18 protein-coding genes are annotated in these 16,540 nt (G+C 66.4%); 8 read left to right on the top strand and 10 right to left on the bottom strand.

Annotated elements, in window-relative coordinates; all coding sequences use genetic code 11:
* Positions 1 to 22 precede the first annotated feature (22 nt).
* The 3 genes from BUB09_RS06450 (at position 23) to BUB09_RS06440 (ending at position 4,208) form a co-directional block, all read left to right on the top strand.
* Positions 23 to 883 carry an outer membrane lipoprotein-sorting protein gene (locus BUB09_RS06450; RefSeq protein ID WP_072895803.1) on the top strand — a complete coding sequence of 287 codons (861 nt, stop codon included), beginning with the start codon at positions 23 to 25 and terminating at the stop codon, positions 881 to 883.
* 6 nt (positions 884 to 889) lie between these two features.
* Positions 890 to 3,658, top strand: coding sequence for an MMPL family transporter (locus tag BUB09_RS06445; protein ID WP_084083219.1), 2,769 nt, complete (start codon positions 890 to 892; stop codon positions 3,656 to 3,658).
* A gap of 130 nt (positions 3,659 to 3,788) precedes the next feature.
* Positions 3,789 to 4,208, top strand: coding sequence for a hypothetical protein (locus tag BUB09_RS06440; RefSeq protein WP_072895800.1), 420 nt, complete (start codon positions 3,789 to 3,791; stop codon positions 4,206 to 4,208).
* A gap of 59 nt (positions 4,209 to 4,267) precedes the next feature.
* Here the strand turns inward: BUB09_RS06440 and BUB09_RS06435 are convergent, their stop codons facing one another.
* Both BUB09_RS06435 and BUB09_RS06430 read right to left on the bottom strand, forming a co-directional pair.
* Positions 4,268 to 4,804 carry an NUDIX domain-containing protein gene (locus BUB09_RS06435; protein WP_072895796.1) on the bottom strand — a complete coding sequence of 179 codons (537 nt, stop codon included), beginning with the start codon at positions 4,802 to 4,804 and terminating at the stop codon, positions 4,268 to 4,270.
* Between the two features lie 10 nt (positions 4,805 to 4,814).
* Positions 4,815 to 5,267 carry a YiiD C-terminal domain-containing protein gene (locus BUB09_RS06430; RefSeq protein ID WP_072895794.1) on the bottom strand — a complete coding sequence of 151 codons (453 nt, stop codon included), beginning with the start codon at positions 5,265 to 5,267 and terminating at the stop codon, positions 4,815 to 4,817.
* A gap of 48 nt (positions 5,268 to 5,315) precedes the next feature.
* Between BUB09_RS06430 and BUB09_RS06425 the strand changes: the two genes are divergently transcribed.
* The 3 genes from BUB09_RS06425 to BUB09_RS06415 all read left to right on the top strand — a co-directional run bounded on the left by BUB09_RS06425 (position 5,316) and on the right by BUB09_RS06415 (position 9,767).
* Positions 5,316 to 7,106 (top strand): patatin-like phospholipase family protein, encoded by a 1,791-nt coding sequence (locus BUB09_RS06425; RefSeq protein WP_072895791.1) that lies wholly within the window; start codon positions 5,316 to 5,318, stop codon positions 7,104 to 7,106.
* Positions 7,107 to 7,213: 107 nt separating this feature from the next.
* Complete coding sequence (locus BUB09_RS06420) at positions 7,214 to 9,355, top strand: prolyl oligopeptidase family serine peptidase (protein ID WP_072895788.1); 2,142 nt, start codon at positions 7,214 to 7,216, stop codon at positions 9,353 to 9,355.
* 7 nt (positions 9,356 to 9,362) lie between these two features.
* The gene (locus BUB09_RS06415) at positions 9,363 to 9,767 is read left to right on the top strand and encodes a CAP domain-containing protein (protein WP_072895785.1); all 405 of its coding nucleotides are present in this window, start codon (positions 9,363 to 9,365) and stop codon (positions 9,765 to 9,767) included.
* 25 nt (positions 9,768 to 9,792) lie between these two features.
* Here the strand turns inward: BUB09_RS06415 and erpA are convergent, their stop codons facing one another.
* The 4 genes from erpA to argC are packed head-to-tail and all read right to left on the bottom strand — an operon-like array spanning position 9,793 to position 12,514.
* A complete protein-coding gene (gene erpA / locus BUB09_RS06410) occupies positions 9,793 to 10,191 on the bottom strand; it encodes an iron-sulfur cluster insertion protein ErpA (protein ID WP_072895782.1) in 399 nt (132 codons plus the stop codon).
* Between the two features lie 11 nt (positions 10,192 to 10,202).
* A complete protein-coding gene (locus BUB09_RS06405) occupies positions 10,203 to 10,706 on the bottom strand; it encodes a bactofilin family protein (RefSeq protein ID WP_072895776.1) in 504 nt (167 codons plus the stop codon).
* A complete protein-coding gene (locus BUB09_RS06400) occupies positions 10,703 to 11,479 on the bottom strand; it encodes a DUF6776 family protein (RefSeq protein ID WP_072895759.1) in 777 nt (258 codons plus the stop codon). Before BUB09_RS06400 ends, BUB09_RS06405 begins: the two co-directional genes overlap by 4 nt.
* Before the next feature lie 3 nt (positions 11,480 to 11,482).
* Positions 11,483 to 12,514 carry an N-acetyl-gamma-glutamyl-phosphate reductase gene (argC, locus tag BUB09_RS06395; RefSeq protein WP_072895756.1) on the bottom strand — a complete coding sequence of 344 codons (1,032 nt, stop codon included), beginning with the start codon at positions 12,512 to 12,514 and terminating at the stop codon, positions 11,483 to 11,485.
* 147 nt (positions 12,515 to 12,661) lie between these two features.
* On the opposite strand from argC, the gene hemJ reads away from it, so the two are divergent.
* The gene (gene hemJ, locus BUB09_RS06390; protein WP_072895754.1) at positions 12,662 to 13,078 is read left to right on the top strand and encodes a protoporphyrinogen oxidase HemJ; all 417 of its coding nucleotides are present in this window, start codon (positions 12,662 to 12,664) and stop codon (positions 13,076 to 13,078) included.
* Positions 13,079 to 13,151: 73 nt separating this feature from the next.
* Here the strand turns inward: hemJ and bfr are convergent, their stop codons facing one another.
* The 3 genes from bfr to BUB09_RS06375 all read right to left on the bottom strand — a co-directional run bounded on the left by bfr (position 13,152) and on the right by BUB09_RS06375 (position 14,571).
* Positions 13,152 to 13,634, bottom strand: coding sequence for a bacterioferritin (gene bfr / locus BUB09_RS06385; protein ID WP_072895752.1), 483 nt, complete (start codon positions 13,632 to 13,634; stop codon positions 13,152 to 13,154).
* Between the two features lie 116 nt (positions 13,635 to 13,750).
* A complete protein-coding gene (locus tag BUB09_RS06380) occupies positions 13,751 to 13,975 on the bottom strand; it encodes a (2Fe-2S)-binding protein (RefSeq protein WP_072895749.1) in 225 nt (74 codons plus the stop codon).
* Between the two features lie 83 nt (positions 13,976 to 14,058).
* Positions 14,059 to 14,571 carry an RNA pyrophosphohydrolase gene (locus BUB09_RS06375; protein ID WP_139250147.1) on the bottom strand — a complete coding sequence of 171 codons (513 nt, stop codon included), beginning with the start codon at positions 14,569 to 14,571 and terminating at the stop codon, positions 14,059 to 14,061.
* 99 nt (positions 14,572 to 14,670) lie between these two features.
* Between BUB09_RS06375 and BUB09_RS06370 the strand changes: the two genes are divergently transcribed.
* On the top strand, positions 14,671 to 15,330 hold the full coding sequence (locus BUB09_RS06370; protein WP_072895744.1) for a histidinol-phosphatase: 660 nt from the start codon (positions 14,671 to 14,673) through the stop codon (positions 15,328 to 15,330).
* 9 nt (positions 15,331 to 15,339) lie between these two features.
* Here the strand turns inward: BUB09_RS06370 and BUB09_RS06365 are convergent, their stop codons facing one another.
* Positions 15,340 to 16,284, bottom strand: coding sequence for an SPOR domain-containing protein (locus BUB09_RS06365; protein ID WP_072895741.1), 945 nt, complete (start codon positions 16,282 to 16,284; stop codon positions 15,340 to 15,342).
* Positions 16,285 to 16,540: the final 256 nt, after the last annotated feature.

Raw genomic sequence — 16,540 nt, 5'->3', positions numbered from 1 at the left:
CATCGTCGCCAGGAACCCTCACATGAAGTCCGCCTTCGTCCGCGTCTCCGGTCTTGCCTTGCTGCTTGCCAGCACCGCTGCTGCCGCTGCCAGCCCGGCCGGCAACAAGCCGGTGCCGACCGCCGCGCCGGGCGCCGGTTCGCCGCCGTTGAACGCGTTTGCCGCCACGGTCGAAGAGATCAACGTCTGCACGCGCGGCAACCTCGCCGACCGCGGGTCGTTGCGCGACGTGACGCTGACCAGCAAGGCTCGTGACGGCAAGGAGCGCGCGCTCAAGCTCAAGCTGTTCTGGAAGCCGGTCAAGGACACCGGCGAAGCCCGCCTCAACGTGCGCGTCACCGAACCCAAGGACCTGGCGGGCTCCAGCTACTTGCTGGTGCGCAGCGAAGGACAGGAGCAGATCTACTTCTACCTGCCGGCCGCCAACAAGGTGCAGCAGGTCAGCGGTGATGACCTGAATCGCCCGCTGTGGGGCACCGACCTGTCGTACACCGACCTCAAGCAGCTGCAGGGCCTGGCCGCCAACGGCACCACGAAGCGCATCAACGACACCGTGATCGCCGGCCGCGCGCACTATGTGCTCGAAACCCAGCTCGCCGACGCGGCGCCGCAGTACGCGACGCTGCGCACCTACGTCGACCAGCAGAGCTGTGTGCCGATGCGCTCGGACTTTCTCGACGGCAGCGGCAAGCTGGTCAAGCAGCTGCAGGCCGATGCCGCAACGCTCAGCGAGCTGTCGCCGTACTGGTTTGTCACGCACTACGCGATGAAGGACCTGGCCCGTAACAGCGAAACGCAGATCGAGCTGTCGGACATCTATTTGCTGGAACGGCTGTCCGAAAAGAACTTCGCGCCCGCGACGTTCTATCTGAAGAACGAGTAAGCCGCGATGGCGACAGCGGCGCCGGCGGATACCGCGGCGCGCCGTGGCAGCCTGGCCGCCTGGATCGCCGAGCGGCCGCGGCTGATCGTTGTGCTGATCACGCTGCTGTCGCTGGCAGCGCTGCTGCAACTGGTCGACTTCCGCGAGCAGCGGCTGAGACTGACGGTCGACGCCTCGCTCGACCCGATGATCGCCCCCAACCTGCCGGCGCAACCGGTCGACGACATCGTCCATGCGCGCTTCGGCGCCGCCGACGACGCCGTGCTGGTGCTGCTGCAAGCGGCCGACGTGTATTCCCCGGCGGTGCTGCGCCAACTCGATGAATTGAGCCGGGCGCTGGCCGCACTGCCGGGCGTGGCCGAAGTGCAGTCGCTGACCCGCGTGCCGTTGCCACGCGGCGGCGACGGACAGCTGAGCCTGCGACGCCTGAAGCCGTCCGAATTTGACGACGCGGCACTGATCGCAGCCTTGCGCCGCAGCCTCGATGCCGACCCGCTGCTGCGCGGACAACTGGTGACGCTCGACGGCCGGTCGGCCGCGATCCGCGTTGCGCTGAGCACGCGCAGCGACCGCGACACGCTCGAAAGCGGTGTGGCCGAAGCGATCCGGCAAACCGCGCATCGCTTCGACGGTCCCGACTTGAGTATCGCCGTCACCGGCATGCCGATCGTCCGCGACGCCACCAGCCGTGCGGTGCTCGACCAGCTCGGCTGGACCGTGCCAGCGATCGTGCTGGTGCTGGCCGGCTTGCTGGCGCTGGCGTTTCGCAGCTGGCGCGGCGTCTGGCTGCCGCTGCTGACGATCAGCCTGGCCTTGCTGTGGACGATGGCGACGCTGTCGGCCAGCGGCCGTCCGCTGAACCTGATCACCAGCCTGGTGCCGCCGCTGCTGGCGACGATGGGGCTGGCCTACTGCGCTCATGTACTGACCGACTTTGAAGCGCTGCTGCGCGAGCCGCGCATCCGCGACCGCAGCAAGCGCATCGAGCATTTGCTGCGCGACGTGACCGGGCCGGTCGTGCTGACCGGTTTCACCACTGGCGTCGGCGTGCTGGCGTTGGTGACCAACGATCTGCCGGCGATCCGCGAATTTGCGCTGCTGTCGTCGCTGGGCGTGGTCTACACGGTGCTGCTGGTACTGACCTTCGTCCCGGCGATGTTGGGACTCACAACCCGTCGCACGCCGCGTCAGCCGTTGCCGGCGGACCGTTTGTTCCGCAACGGCAGCGCAATGATCGGGCGCTTCGACGTGGTCAATCGGCGGCGCATCCTGTGGGTCGCCAGCGCCATCGGCGTCGCCGCCGTGCTGCTGGCCACCAGGATCGACGTCGGCGATCGATTCGTCGGCGCGTTCTCGGCGGGCAGCGAAGTGCGCCGCGACTACGAGCGCGTCAATACCGCGCTCGGCGGCGTGACGCCGCTGTCGATCCTGATCGACGGCGCGGTTCCCGAGCTGTTCCTCGAACCCGAGTCGCTGCAGGAACTCGACGCGCTGCAAGCCTGGCTGCGACAGCAGCCAGGCGTCGGCACGGTGACCGGCATCACCGACCATCTGCGATCACTGAATCGCTTGCTGACCGGCAGCGATGTCGCCGCCTTGCCCGACAGCCGCGAGCTGACCAGCCAGCTGCTGTTTTTCGGCGATACCGACACCTTGTCGCAGCTGATCGACAGCGACCGTCAATCCACGCTGATCAACCTGCGGCTGACGATCGACGACACCGCCGAGATCGGCGATCTGCTCGCGCGCATTGAGCAGCGCCTGCAGCAACTGCCCAAGAGCATGCACGCACAGGCCAGTGGCGAAGCCGTGCTGATGACGCAGTCGGTGCATGCGGTTACGTCGGGTCAGCTGCAGAGCATCGCGCTGGCACTGGGCGTGATCTATCTGTGCCTGGCGATCCAGTTCGCCTCGCCCTGGGTCGGGCTGCTGGCCAGTCTGCCGACCTTGCTGCAAACCGCGCTGTACTTCGGCGCGCTGGGCTTGTTCGGCGTCAAGCTCAACGCGAGCACCAGCTTGGTGGAATGCCTGGTGCTGGGCTTGGCGGTGGACGACACGATTCACTACCTGTCGCGGTTCAATACCGCCGCGCGACGCACCGCGTCCGAGACCACGGCCGCCGTGTCGGCGCTGCAGGCCGTGCTGCGACCGATCACGCTGACCAAGGCGATTCTCGCTGCCGGCTTTCTGGTGCTGACCACCGGCGAGTTGCAGAACCAAGTGCTGTTCGGCTGGCTGGCCGCGTTCACGCTGGCCTGTGCCTGGCTGGTTGACGTATTCGTCACGCCGGCCTTCATCAGCGGCGTGCGCGTCGTCACGCTGTGGGATTCGCTGCGCTTGAACCTGGGCGCCAACGTGCAGGGCACGATCCCGCTGTTCGCCGGCCTGAGCTCGCGCGAGGCGCGCATCTTTGCGCTGATGTCGCGTGTCGAAGTCGTGCCGGCCGGCGTGCTGATCATCCGCGAAGGCGATCCGGGCGGCGACATCTTCATCGTCATCGACGGCAAGCTGGCGGTATGGACGTATCGCGACGGCGAGCGCGTCGTGCTCAACCAGCACAAGCGGGGCGGCGTCGTCGGCGAAGCCGGCTACTTCGGTCAGAAGCGCATGGCCAACGTCGAAACGCTGAGCAAGACGCGATTGCTGCGCTTCGACGATGCCGATCAGGAGTTGATCTGTCGCCGTTACCCCCGGATCGCGGCCCGCATCTTCCTGAACATGAACCGCATCCAGGCCGAACGTCGCGCCCGCGATACCGCGATGCCGGCGACTTGAGTCAACAACGCACGTCGTGTCGGTCCAACCCGATATCGCGCCCCCAACGGATCACGGTCGCGCGCTTGATCGGCATTGATCACACCGGCGTCACGCGCGCGGCTGAATCCTGGAACGGAGTACCGACACGATGCGCATCGATCTTCAGTTCAGGCTGTCAGCGATCGGCATGATCGGCCTCGCCGCGCTGTCGGCGACACACGAACTGCGCGACCGCATGACCGAGCCGGAGCCGCTGCTCGCACTGAGCCTGGGTGTCATGCCCAATCTGGCCGCGGCGTTCGGCATGCCGCTGATTCTGGTCAGTTTCACGACCCCGGCCGCCGGCCTGCCCGATGCAAGCGCGTGCCATCGCGCATTCCGTCGCGTGCTGGCATTCACCACGCTCGGCTTGTGCGGATGGGAACTGGCGCAGACCACCAACCCGCGCTTCGTGTTCGATGTTGCCGACCTGATCGCCACCGGGCTCGGCTCGGCCCTCGCATACTTGGCGTTTACCTGGCAGCTACGGCGCGAGCGGGCAGCGCACTCGGGTCATGGCCCGACGTGATGTCCGCGGTCAGTCCCGTTGCCGACGAGACGGCGATCGCGACGTTCGAGCCGCCTTGCTCAAGATGACGTCGTGCCACCCCGCGCGCTCGGCCATTCGATCGGCTGCGCGTCGATGCCCTTGGCCATGAGCCAATCGCGCAGCGCAAAGCCGGTACCGGCGGGCCAGTAGCGGCACTGGTCGAACGGGACGTGCTTCCAGTCGACCAACTCTTCGTTGAGGCGCACGGTGCCGGTCGCGGGCACGTGGTACGCGATCAGCAGCTGGTTCATCCGGTGGAACTCGTACAGCCCGACGAAGTTCGCGGCCAGTGGCGTCAGGCCCAGCTCTTCCTCGACTTCGCGCTGCACGCCGATCTCCGGGGTTTCGCCGCGTTCCAGAAAGCCGGTGATCAGCGCATACGCGCCCGCCGGCCACGCTGCGTTGCGCGCCAGGATGATCTGCCCTTCGTGCTCGACGATCGCCGCCACGACCGGCACCGGATTGTCCCAGTGCACGTAGCCGCACTGCGGATCGGCGCAGCCGCTGCGGTCACGGTCGCCGAAGCGGGCGACGATCAAGGGGCGTGCGCATTGCGGGCAGTACTGGAATTTCATGGCAGCGGACTCAGGCAGGTTCGATCAGCGCAGCGTAGGTGGCATCGTGGATCACCGCGTCGGCGGCGGCATCGGCGCCGATCACGCGGCTGTGCAGGTCGATGCGTGCGCGGCCGCGGCTTCGCAGCCGATCGACGAACGCCGGCCAGTGCTCGGCCGGCAAGCGCGCTTCCGACACCAGCGCGCCGGTCACCGGCCGATCGAACCGGCATTGGCTGCGCTGCACGACCAGCGCCGCGTCGATGCCGGCATCGCGCAGTGCCACATGCAGCAGTGACCAGCCGGTCAGCACACTCAGCAGGGCCAGGCTGCCGCCAAATGCGGTGTGATGATGGTTGAGGTTGTTGGCCAGCGGCGCTTCAAGCACCACGTGCTGCGGCGTGCAGACGCGCACCCGCACGTCGACGGCCGTCAGCAGCGGAATGCTGCGACGCAAAAATTCAGTCAGTTCGGCGGGAGACATGCGCAAGGATAGCGTCGCTCCGTGGGCTTGAGACTACACTCGCTGCCCATGGACCCCCATGCGTTGCTCGCTCAGAGCCGATTGTTTGCCGGCATCGCGTCGACCGCGCTCGACGCGCTGGCGCGTTGCACGACGATCTGCGGATTCCGCAGCGGCGAATCCGTGTTTGCGATCGGCTCACCGGCCGACTGCATCTATGTCGTCGCCACCGGCCGGCTGCGCGTCGAGAACGCCGACGGCAGCTTGCGCGGCGAAGTCGGCATGCTCGAGTGCGTCGGCGAAGTGGCGATCCTCGGCGGCAACGCGCGCAGCGCCCAGGTCTACGCGGTGCGCGACAGCTACCTGCTGCGGATCGGCCGCGACGACCTGCTGGCGTTTCTGCAGGATCATCCCGATGTGCTGCTACGCCTGACGCAGATGATCATCTCGCGGCTGCAAGCACGGCCGACGCCATCGGCACTGGCGGCTGCCAACCGGCCGCGCTGCATCACGCTGCTGCCGGTGACGCCGACCATCGACTTGCACGCGATCGCCGAGCGCATGCGCGACACGCTGGCCGAATGCGGCGACGTGCGCATCGTCGATGGCCCGAGCGTGGACCGGTCGCTGGGGCGCGGCGCATCGCAAATGGCGCCGGGCTTGGCATCGGAAGGCAAGCTGGTGCAGCACCTGCACAGCGCCGAACGCGTACACCGTCACTTGATCTACTTGGCCGACCGCGTGCCGAGTAGCTGGACCGACCGCTGCCTGCGACAGTGCGACCGCGTGATGGTCGTCGTCGATGCGCGGACGCCGCCGACGTTGACGCCGATGCTCGACGAACTACGCAGCCTCAATCTGCGAGTCCCTGTCGAACTGGTGCTGCTGTGCCCCGCCGACGCGAGCGCCGAAAACGTACTGCTGTGGCGCGAGCTGTGCGGCGCCCGCACGCATTACCTGCTGCGCCCCGATGTGCCGCGCGATGCCGAATCACTGGCGCGCAGCATCAGCGGGCGTGCGCTGGGGCTGGTGCTCGGCGGCGGCGGTGCGCGCGGCTTTGCGCACATCGGCCTGCTACGCGCGCTGCATGAGCTGCGCCTGCCGCTGGACGTGCTCGGCGGCACCAGCATGGGCGCGTTCATTTCGGCGTTGACGGCCTGTGGCTACGACTGGCGGCAAGTGCTGGAAATCACGCGCGACACCTTCGTCGAACACCGGCTGCTGAACGATTATCTGCTGCCACGCGTCGCGCTGATTCGCGGGCGCAAGTTCTATCGACACTTGCAGAAGCTGTTCGGAGAGCGGCGTATCGAGCAGCTGCGCACGCCGTTTTATTGCGTCAGCACGAACCTGACGCGCGGTCAGCCGGTGGTGCACGATCGTGGCCCGCTGGCGCTGTGGGTCGCCACCAGCATGGCGATCCCAGGGGTGGCACCTCCGGTGGTCTGGCGGGGCGATTTGCTGGTCGACGGCGCCATCGTCAACAGTCTGCCGACCGACATCATGCAGAGTCTGGAACGCGGCCCGATCATCGCGTCGGACGTGTCGACCGAAGGCGCGCTGGCGATGCCCGGCGTCGAAGGTCCGGACCCGGATGCCGTGTTGCGCTGGGCGCCGCTGCGGCCTCACGAAGGACGCCGGCCGAGCCTGATCTCGATCTTGTTCCGCACCGCGACGCTGACCAGCGAATCAGGCGTGGCCGCGCGCGCGGCGCGGGCCGATGCCTATCTGCGGCTGCCGGTGTCCGGCATCGCGATGTTCGACTGGGACAAGCTCGACGATGTGGCGCAGCGCGGCTACGAGTTCGCGATGCAGGAGCTGCCCAAGCTCGAAGGCCGGCTGCGCGCCTGCCCGATCTAGCGGCAATGCGGGCGACGCTCGTCGTGTCGGCTGCGATCGATGCCACGCTCGGCCGACATCGTTTTGCGGCAAGCTAGACACTGATCCCTTGGGCGAAGGACTGCGTGATGCGTTCACTGTGGCTGGCAGCGGCACTGGGGATACCGATGACCGCGATGGCGCTGGACTACCCGGCATCGCCGCGTGGCGATGTCGTGGATACCTACTTCGGCACCGCGGTGGCCGATCCGTATCGCGCGCTCGAAGACCTCGACGCGCCGCAGACACGCGACTGGGTCAACGCACAAAACGCGTTGACGCTGCCGTTTCTGGCCGCGTTGCCCGAACGTGAAGGCTTGCAGCAGCGCCTGACGCAGCTGTGGAACTACGAGCGCTTCGACGTACCGGCCAAGGCCGGCGGGCAGTACTTCTACACGCGCAACGACGGCCTACAGAACCAGGCCGTGCTGTACGTGCAAAAAGGCAGTGATGCGCCGCGCGAGCTGCTCGATCCCAACCGTCTGTCCAGCGACGGCACCGTGGCGCTGACGCAGTTCGAACCCTCGCCCGATGGCCGGCGGATCATGTACGCGACGGCCGCCGCCGGGTCGGACTGGAACGAGTTCCGCATCCGCGATGTCGCCAGCGGCGTCGACAGTAGCGAGACGCTGCAGCGGATCAAATTCTCCGGCGTGTCGTGGACGCAGGATGGCGAGGGTTTCTACTACTCGCGCTATCCCGATCCGCCCGCCGAGTTGGCCGACAAGACCAGCAATCGCGCAGTGTTCGACGGGCTGGCGAACCAGAAGCTGTACTACCACCGCGTCGGCACACCGCAGCGCGACGACGTGCTGGTCTTCGAGATGCCCGACCAGCCGAAGTGGTTCATCGACGGCCAAGTGACGCGCGACGGCCGGTATCTGATCGTGACGATGCGCGCCGGCTCGGGCGACAAGAGCCGCGTCTACATCCGCGACCTGCAGCAAGCCGATGCGCCAACGATCAAGCGCGTCGACTCCTTCGATCACGCCTACCAGTACATCGGCCACCACGGCAGCCTCGCCTACTTTATGACCGACCGTGACGCACCGCGTCGCGCGATCGTGTCGCTGGACTTGTCCCAGGCCGCCGACGCGCCGTGGACCCCGGTCGTCGCTGAAACGCCCGACACGATCGTCAATGCCAAGCTCGCCGGCGGTCAGCTGGCAGTGCTGAGCCTGCACGATGCGTCCAGCCGGCTGACGCTGTACACGCTGGCCGGCAAGCTGCTCGGGCCGATCAAGCTGCCGGGTCTCGGCGCCGTGGCCGAGGACTTCCATTGCAGCCATGACGACGACGAGCTGCTGTTCGGCTACACCAGCTACAACCAACCGCTGACGCCGTATCGCGCCAGCATCAAGGCGCGTTCCGCCAGCGCGTTCCGCACGCTGCGGCTGGCATTCGACCCGACGCAGTACGTCACCGAGCAAGTGTTCTATCCGTCGCGCGACGGCACGCGCGTGCCGATGTTCATCAGCTACCGCAAAGGCTTGAAGCGCGACAGCCGCACCCGCGCGTTCCTGCACGGCTACGGCGGTTTCGACATCGCCAAGACGCCGGCCTTCGATGTGTCGGCGCTGGCCTGGATGGAGCGCGGCGGCGTCTATGCGGTGGCCAATCTGCGCGGCGGCGGCGAATACGGCGAAGCTTGGCACCTGGCCGGCACGCGCGAACGCAAGCAGAACGTGTTCGACGACTTCGTCGCCGCGGCCGGCTACCTGGTGTCGCAGCGCTACACGGCCTATCCGCGGATCGCGATCTGGGGCCGAAGCAACGGCGGCCTGCTGGTCGGCGCCAGCGTCAACCAGAACCCGCAACTGTGGGGTGCGGCGGTGGCGACGGTCGGTGTGATGGACATGCTGCGCTTCCACAAATTCACGGTCGGCTATGCGTGGACCGGCGACTACGGCTCGTCCGACGACGCCGACGGCTTTGGCTATCTGTCGCGTTATTCGCCGTTGCACACACTCAAGCCGGGCACCGCCTATCCGCCGACGCTGATCACCACCGGCGACCACGACGACCGCGTCCATCCAGCGCATTCGTACAAATACGCCGCCGCGCTGCAAGCAGCGCAGGCCGGCGAAGCCCCGGCACTGATCCGCATCGACACGCGCGCCGGCCACGGCAGCGGTAAGCCGGTGTCGAAAGTCATCGAAGAAGAAGCCGACAAGCTGGCCTTCATGTGGCATTACACGGCCGGATCGGCCGAATCGCCGTCGGCGCCGTGAGCAGGCAATGAAGGGCGACACGCAGCTGATCGAGATCCTGAGGCTGACCAATGCGTCGAGGATGGCCGCCGGCATGGAGCCGCTGGTGCACGACTCGCGTCTCGGCCGCGCCGCGCAGTTGCACGCCGAATACCTGGCCGAAGGCGGCTTTCTATCGCATGGCGGTTTCGGCGACAGCTCGCCCGGCGACAGGGCGACGGCCGCCGGCTATGGCTGGAGCCGCGTCGGCGAGAACGTGTTGGCGCGGACCCGCGCCGAGCCCGAGGCGGCCTACCAGCAGTGGTGGCTCAGCCAGGGCCATCGCGACAATCTGCTGACGGCCGCATTCCAGCACTGCGGCCTGGGGCGGCATTACTCGCCCAAGGTGGACTGCTGGTACTACGCGATGCTGCTGGCGACGCCGGCCGCCTGATCGGCAGCGGCGTCGCAATGACGCCTTAGACCGAGAACGACGACCCGCAGCCGCACGTGGTCTGCGCGTTCGGATTGCGGATCACGAACTGCGCACCTTCGACCGTGTCCTTGTAGTCGATCTCGGCGCCGATCAGATACTGCAGGCTCATCGGATCGACGACCAGCGTCACGCCCAGCGTCTCGACGCGGGTGTCGTCGTCTTCAGCGGCTTCGTCGAACTTGAAGCCGTACTGGAAGCCCGAGCAGCCGCCGCCGGAAACGAACACCCGCAGCATCTGGTTCGGGTTTTCTTCTTCGTCCAGCAGTTCACGCACCTTGCGGGCCGCCGACTCGGTGAAGATCACGTCGCTGGCCGGCGCGGCAGCCGCGGCCGCCGCCTTGGACGGGGAATAAACGCTGGGTTCGGTCTGCTGCGTGCTCATCTGGACATCCTCTAGCCCGGGGTAACAGCGACCGAGGAAGTGGTTTCCCCGTCGATGATCCGGGACTCATCGCTGCTGAAAGACTGACGGTGATCCTGTACGGCGGCCGGCGCGCGGGCCACCACCATCGCGGCGGCCATCGATTCGTGTACCAGCTGCCCGTTGACCTGCGCACCCGGCTGCATCTCGATGACCTTGTAGAACACGTTGCCGGTTACGCGAGCCTTGGCGCCGAGCGTGATCTTCTCGGCCACATGCACGTCGCCAACGACGGCGCCGTTAAGAACCAACATGGGGACGCGCACCTCGCCTTCAACCGACCCGGTTTCGCTGATCGACAGATGCGCCGATTGTTCGGCCGTGGAACAGACGTTGCCGAACACGCGGCCGTCCAGATGCAGGCCGCCGCTGAAGCGGATATCGCCGGCCACTTCGGTCTGACGGCCGATCAAGGTCTCGACGGAACCATTGCTGCGGGGCGGCGGCGGCGCGCTGGCCTTGTTGGAGAACTTCATGGTGCGGGATCGAGGCTGGCGGACGGGAACGACGAGTCGTCCTTGATCTTACTCCAGTCGAACGGGTTCTCGACCGTCGCCTCGGCGCCGTCGATGTCCAGCATCACCGTCATCCGGGCCGGGCGGAAACCGGCCGGCAAGCGGAATTCACCCGAGAATTCCTGGAAGTACTTGAACGCGAACTGCGGCAGGCGCCGGTCGCCGGTCAGCAACGTTTCGAGATCTTCGGTCGTGTCCTTGCCGTCGCGGCTACCGGCGATCACGACGCGGATGCGCCCGGCCACCCGCTTGTCGTGGCGCACCGACTGAATCAGCACCAGGTCGTAACGCCAGCGATCGGCGTCGGCCTGAGGCGTGACTTTCAGATCGAGCACGCGCACGCCGGCGCGGGTTTCGTCGGGCGATACGATGCCGCGATAGAACGCCACTTGTTCGCGCAGGTCGGCGGCCTCGGCCTGCAGTTCGGACAGCGACGCTTTGACGTCGGTACAGGCAGCGCCGTCGATTTCGCCGGCGCGCTCCGCGTACACCACCTGCTGGCGCAACTGGGCGTTCTCGGCGCGTGCCGCGCGCAACTCGCGCGCCAGATCGCGGCGCTCGTCACGCAGCTGTTCCAGCTCGGTCTTGGTTTCGCGGAATTCCGAAATCAGGTTGGTGCGCGCCCACGCGTAAACAGCAAATCCGGCAATCGCAAGGCCGGCGACGCTGCCGGCGATCAGCCCCGCCTTCAGCCAGGGCCGATGCTGCTTGACGATGATCCGGTGCTGGACCACGCGTTAAGGCGTCATGCCCGGCGCATCGAGCCCGGCGGTTTCGGGCAGGCCGAACATCAGGTTGAAGCACTGGATCGCTTGTCCCGACGCGCCTTTGACCAGGTTGTCGATGACCGACAGCACGACCACGGTTTGGCCATCCGGCGCCAGATGCACGGCGATGCGGCACTGATTGCCGCCGCGGACGCTGCGCGTCTCCGGGTGATCGCCGGCGGGCAGCACGTCGACGAACGGCTCGCCGCGATAGCGCGACTCGAACAGCGCCTGCAAGTCGACGCCGGGCTGCGTCAGCCGGGCATAGAGCGTCGCGTGGATGCCACGAATCATCGGCGTCAGATGCGGCACGAACGTCAGTGATACCGGGCCGTCGGCCGCGACGCGTAAGCCCTGCTGGATCTCCGGCAAGTGGCGATGGCCGGGTACCGAATACGCGCGGAAGTTATCGCCGGCCTCACAGAACAGCGAGGTCACGCGCGCTTCGCGCCCGGCGCCGGACACGCCGGACTTGCAGTCGGCGATCAGCTGCGAGGCGTCGATCAAGCCCGCTTCCAGCAGCGGCAGAAAGCCGAGCTGCACTGCGGTCGGATAACAGCCGGGGTTGCCGATCACGCGCGCATTGGAGATGGCGTGACGATTGACTTCCGGCAGGCCGTACACCGCTTCCTCGAGCAAGGCCGGGGCCGTGTGGTCGAGCTGATACCAGCGCTTGAATTCCGCAGCATCCTTGAGCCGGAAGTCGGCCGACAGATCGATGACCTTGACGCCCGCCTCGACCAGCGCCGGCGCCATCTGCATCGCCGTGCCGTGCGGCGTGGCGAAGAACACCGCGTCGCAGGCTGCCAGCGCCGCTTCGTCTGGCGCCGAGAACACCGCGTCGCAGTGGCCACGCAAACTCGGGAACAGATGGTCGGCACGCAGCCCGGCCTCTTTGCGCGAGGTCAGCGTCGTGACCGCCACTTCGCGGTGCCCAGCCAGCAGTCGCAACAGTTCGGCGCCGGTGTAGCCGGTGCCGCCGACGATTCCCACCTTGATCATGGCCCGCCCTAATCTGTGATGCCGCTAACAAAAGGACCGGGATGATAGGCTTTTGCCGCGGCGCAATGAAACACGCGCCGGCAACCGGGCCCGTCGTCACCCTGCCCGCCGCCTACGCCTCGTCTAACCCTCGTTTCTGGAGTCCGCATGCTTTGGGTCAAAGCGATACACGTGATCTTCGTCGTCGCCTGGTTCGCCGGGCTGTTCTATCTGCCGCGGCTGTTCGTCTACCACGTCGACACGCAGGACACCGCGGGTCATGACCGCTTCGTGCTGATGGAACGCAAGCTCTATGGCCTGATGACGATCGCGATGATCGGCACCTGGGTGTTTGGCCTGGCAATGGTGGTGATGAATCCCGGCTACCTGCAGCTCGGCTGGATGCACGCCAAGCTGACGCTGGTGATCGCGCTGAGCGGCTACCAGGGCTGGTTGAAGGTCAATCTGCGCAAGTTCGCCAACCGCACCAACACCCGCAGCGGCCGCTTCTGGCGCATAGCCAACGAAGTGCCGGCCGTGCTGCTGATCGCGATCGTGATTCTGGTCGTCGTCAAGCCGTTCTAAAACGGCCCAAGGTCGCGGCGGCGCCAAGCGCCCGCCGCGACCTGTACGGCGGTACGCCGGATGGACCTTCGGATCAGGGGCCCTTCAGTTCGCCGACCGCCGACTGGATGTAGTTGGGCAGACCCATCTGCTCGATCAGCTTGAGCTGCTCTTCGAGGAAGTCGATGTGGTCTTCCTCGCTCTGCTGGATCGCGACCAGGATCTCGCGCGTGCCGTAGTCCTTGACGCTTTCGCAGTAGGCGATCGCTTCCTTGTACAGCGGATGCGCCTCGTACTCGCGCTTGAGGTCGCATTCGAGCACCTCCTGCACGTTCTCGCCGATGTACAGCTTGCCGAGGTCCTGCAGGTTGGGCAGGCCGTCGAGGAACAAGATGCGCTTGATCAGCTTGTCGGCGTGCTTCATCTCGTCGATCGATTCCTCGTACTCGAGCGCTTCGAGCTTTTTGAGGCCCCAGTTGCCGAGCATTCGTGAATGCAGGAAGTACTGGTTGATCGCCGTCAGTTCGTTCTTGAGGCCGAGGTTGAGGTACTCGATGACCTTGGTATCGCCGCGCATGGCTGTCGTCCTGGGAAAGTCGCCGCAGTGTAACGGCGCACGCCTCGGTGAGTCCAGCCTAAGTGTTTGTTAGACAAGCACTTTTAGAGTGGTTATGCGTCTGATTCGCAACTGCCTCAAGCGGTGGCGGCAAACCCCGGCGCAATGCCCAGGTCAGCCAGCCGCAGCGGCTGCGACGACCGCTGGGACGACAGCAGCTCGCGCGCGGCCGGCACGCACTTGCCGCAGCAGCTGCCGAGCCCGGTTTCCCGGACGACCTCACGCAACGTGGTGGCGCTGCCTTCACAGACCATGCGCTTGATCCGGGTATCGGAGACGGCCTTGCAGACACAGACGTACATGGCGGCGGCGATTGCGTGAATGAGAACGATTGACAATACGCTACGCCAACTGCGAACTGGAATCAAATAACAATGGTTCTCGTCTAAGACGCCGTACCCAGCGACGAGGCCACCAGCGGCAACGGCACGCCGGCCGCGTCGGCCAGTTCGGTCAGCGCCCGGCGATACACCTCGCGTTTGAACTCGATGACCTGCTCGGCCGGCGTCCACCAGTCGATCCAGCGCCAACCGTCGAATTCCGGCGTCGGACTGGCGTCAAAGTGCACGCGATCTTCCGAGCACAGCAGCCGCAGCAGGAACCACTTCTGCTTCTGGCCGATGCAGACGCGGCCACGGCCCTGACGCAAATAGCGCTTGGGCAGTTGGTAACGCAGCCAACCCTGGGTGACGGCGACGATCTCGACGTCGTCGGCGGTCAGCCCGAGTTCTTCGTGCAACTCGCGCAGCAGTGCGTCGCGCGGTGCTTCGCCGCGCTGAATGCCACCTTGGGGAAATTGCCAGGCGTCCTGGCCGATGCGCTTGGCCCACAGCACTTGCCCGGCCGGGTTGGCCAGGATGATTCCGACGTTGGGACGGTAGCCGTCCGAATCAATCACGTGAATCGACCGCGCAATGGGCTGAGCTGGATTCTTCCACAAGGCCGCGAGCAGCGGCAAACTGCGCGACCTTTTATTTTGACGGCCAAAACCGCTGCCATGCGTCTTGCGATCTTCGATCTGGACAACACCCTGCTGGCCGGTGACAGCGACTACCTGTGGGGCCAGTTTCTGGTTGAACAGGGCGTGGTTGAGCGCGTCGCCTACGAACGCGAAAACCAGCGGTTCTACGACGAATACAAAGCCGGCACGCTCGACATCGAAGCGTTCTGCCACTTCAGTTTTGCGCCGCTGGCCGCGCACGACCTGCCGACGCTGCTCGGCTGGCGCGAGCAGTTCGTCCAGACCAAGATCGTGCCAGTGATCGCGCCTCTGGCGCCGGCGCTGCTGGAACGCCATCGGATGCAGGGCGATCACCTGATGATCACGACCGCGACCAACCGCTTCGTCACCGAGCCGATTGCCGAGTTGCTCGGCGTCGACACGCTGATCGCCACCGATCCGGAATTCGTCGACGGCCGCTACACCGGGCGCCTCGCCGGGCTGGCCAACTTCCAGGGCGGCAAGGTCGTGCGCCTGAACCGCTGGCTCGACCAGCAGCAGCCGCCGTTCGAGCACCTGAGCTGCTATAGCGACTCGCGCAACGATCTGCCGCTGCTGGAGCGTGCCGACGCGGCCGTGGCCGTGGACCCTGACGACGTGCTGCGCGCCGAAGCCCAGCGCCGCGGCTGGCCAGTGATCAGCTTGCGCGGTAACTGAGCGCGGCGCTCAGTACGGCGCGACCCAGATCTGCGTCATGCCGAAGCGCTCCTTGACGTCGGCGGCGAACGCTTCGGCCTGGGCGCGCGTGGCGAAGCTGCCGATCGTGACGCGGTAGACACGCTTGCCGTTGGGCGGATCGAAGATTCGCACGACGCCCGGCAAGCCTTGGTCGATCAGCCCCTGCACTTCGAGCGCGGCCGACTCGGCGTCGCCCAGCGCTGCAGCGACCAGCATCCAGCCTTGTGCAGTCTCGGCCGTCACCGGCGGCAGACGCGGCGGCTCCTGAGGCGGCGCCGGCTTGGCCGGCGGCGCCGCGTTGACGCTGGAATAGTCGGTCAAGGCCAGCTTCTGATTCATCGACGGTCGATCCGGGCTTTGCCGGTGCAGGCCGGTGGCATCGACGATCAGGCAATCGCCCGGCTCTTCGAGGCGCTCGGCACCGGAAACCGTGACGATTTCGACGGCGCCCGACAGCAGGCAGACGCTGCGTCGCTCAGCGCTGGACTCGGCCCAGACATCAGCGCCGAACACCCGCAGGCGCAAGTCGGTCAGCGTCAGGCGAATGTCCTGGGGTAGCCGGCGCTCGCGGCTGCCATCGATTCGCAGCGCGCCGCGGACCAGCTTCAGATCGAGCCGGCCGTTGAAGCCGCCGGCTGGCTGCTGGATGTCTTCAACCAGCGCCTCGGCCTCCGGACCCAGCGTCATCAAGGCCACACCAAAGCGCAGCGAGCCGCGACCGTTGACGCCGGTGCGCAGCACGTCGGCCTTGGCCACCGGCAACTCGCGTGCAGGCGGCACCACCTGATCGGCCCGCATCACCGAGAACGGCTTGGCGGCCTGGAGCACGACCAGGGTCATCGGCTCGGCTGCGGCGGCGCTGCCGGGGACTGCCAGCAGTGCCGACAGCGCCCACAAGGTGCAGCGGGACAGCAGCGGGGAGCGAGAGCGCATCGTGATATTCCATTGTACGAACCGACGTAAGCCATTATATAAGCACAGCGCGACGGACGATCGGCCGGTCGGACGCGCAGGCTGCGGCCAGCGACGACAACCGTTGAGCAATGCGCCTTGCGGACCCCCGACTGCAACGCGGGCTGATGCTAGGATTCGCGCTCGTTGGCCGTAGTCACCCAATCAAGGAACGAGCCGTTTTTCAGCGCATGAGTCTGGCCGCAACGCTGCAACTCCCCCTGCCGAGACTCTTGCC

Origin of the sequence: Hydrocarboniphaga daqingensis (assembly GCF_900129825.1) — a bacterium.
Taxonomy (GTDB): domain Bacteria; phylum Pseudomonadota; class Gammaproteobacteria; order Nevskiales; family Nevskiaceae; genus Hydrocarboniphaga; species Hydrocarboniphaga daqingensis.
The sequence above is the reverse complement of the archived record's forward strand: the minus strand, read 5'-3'. Positions and strand labels throughout refer to the sequence as shown.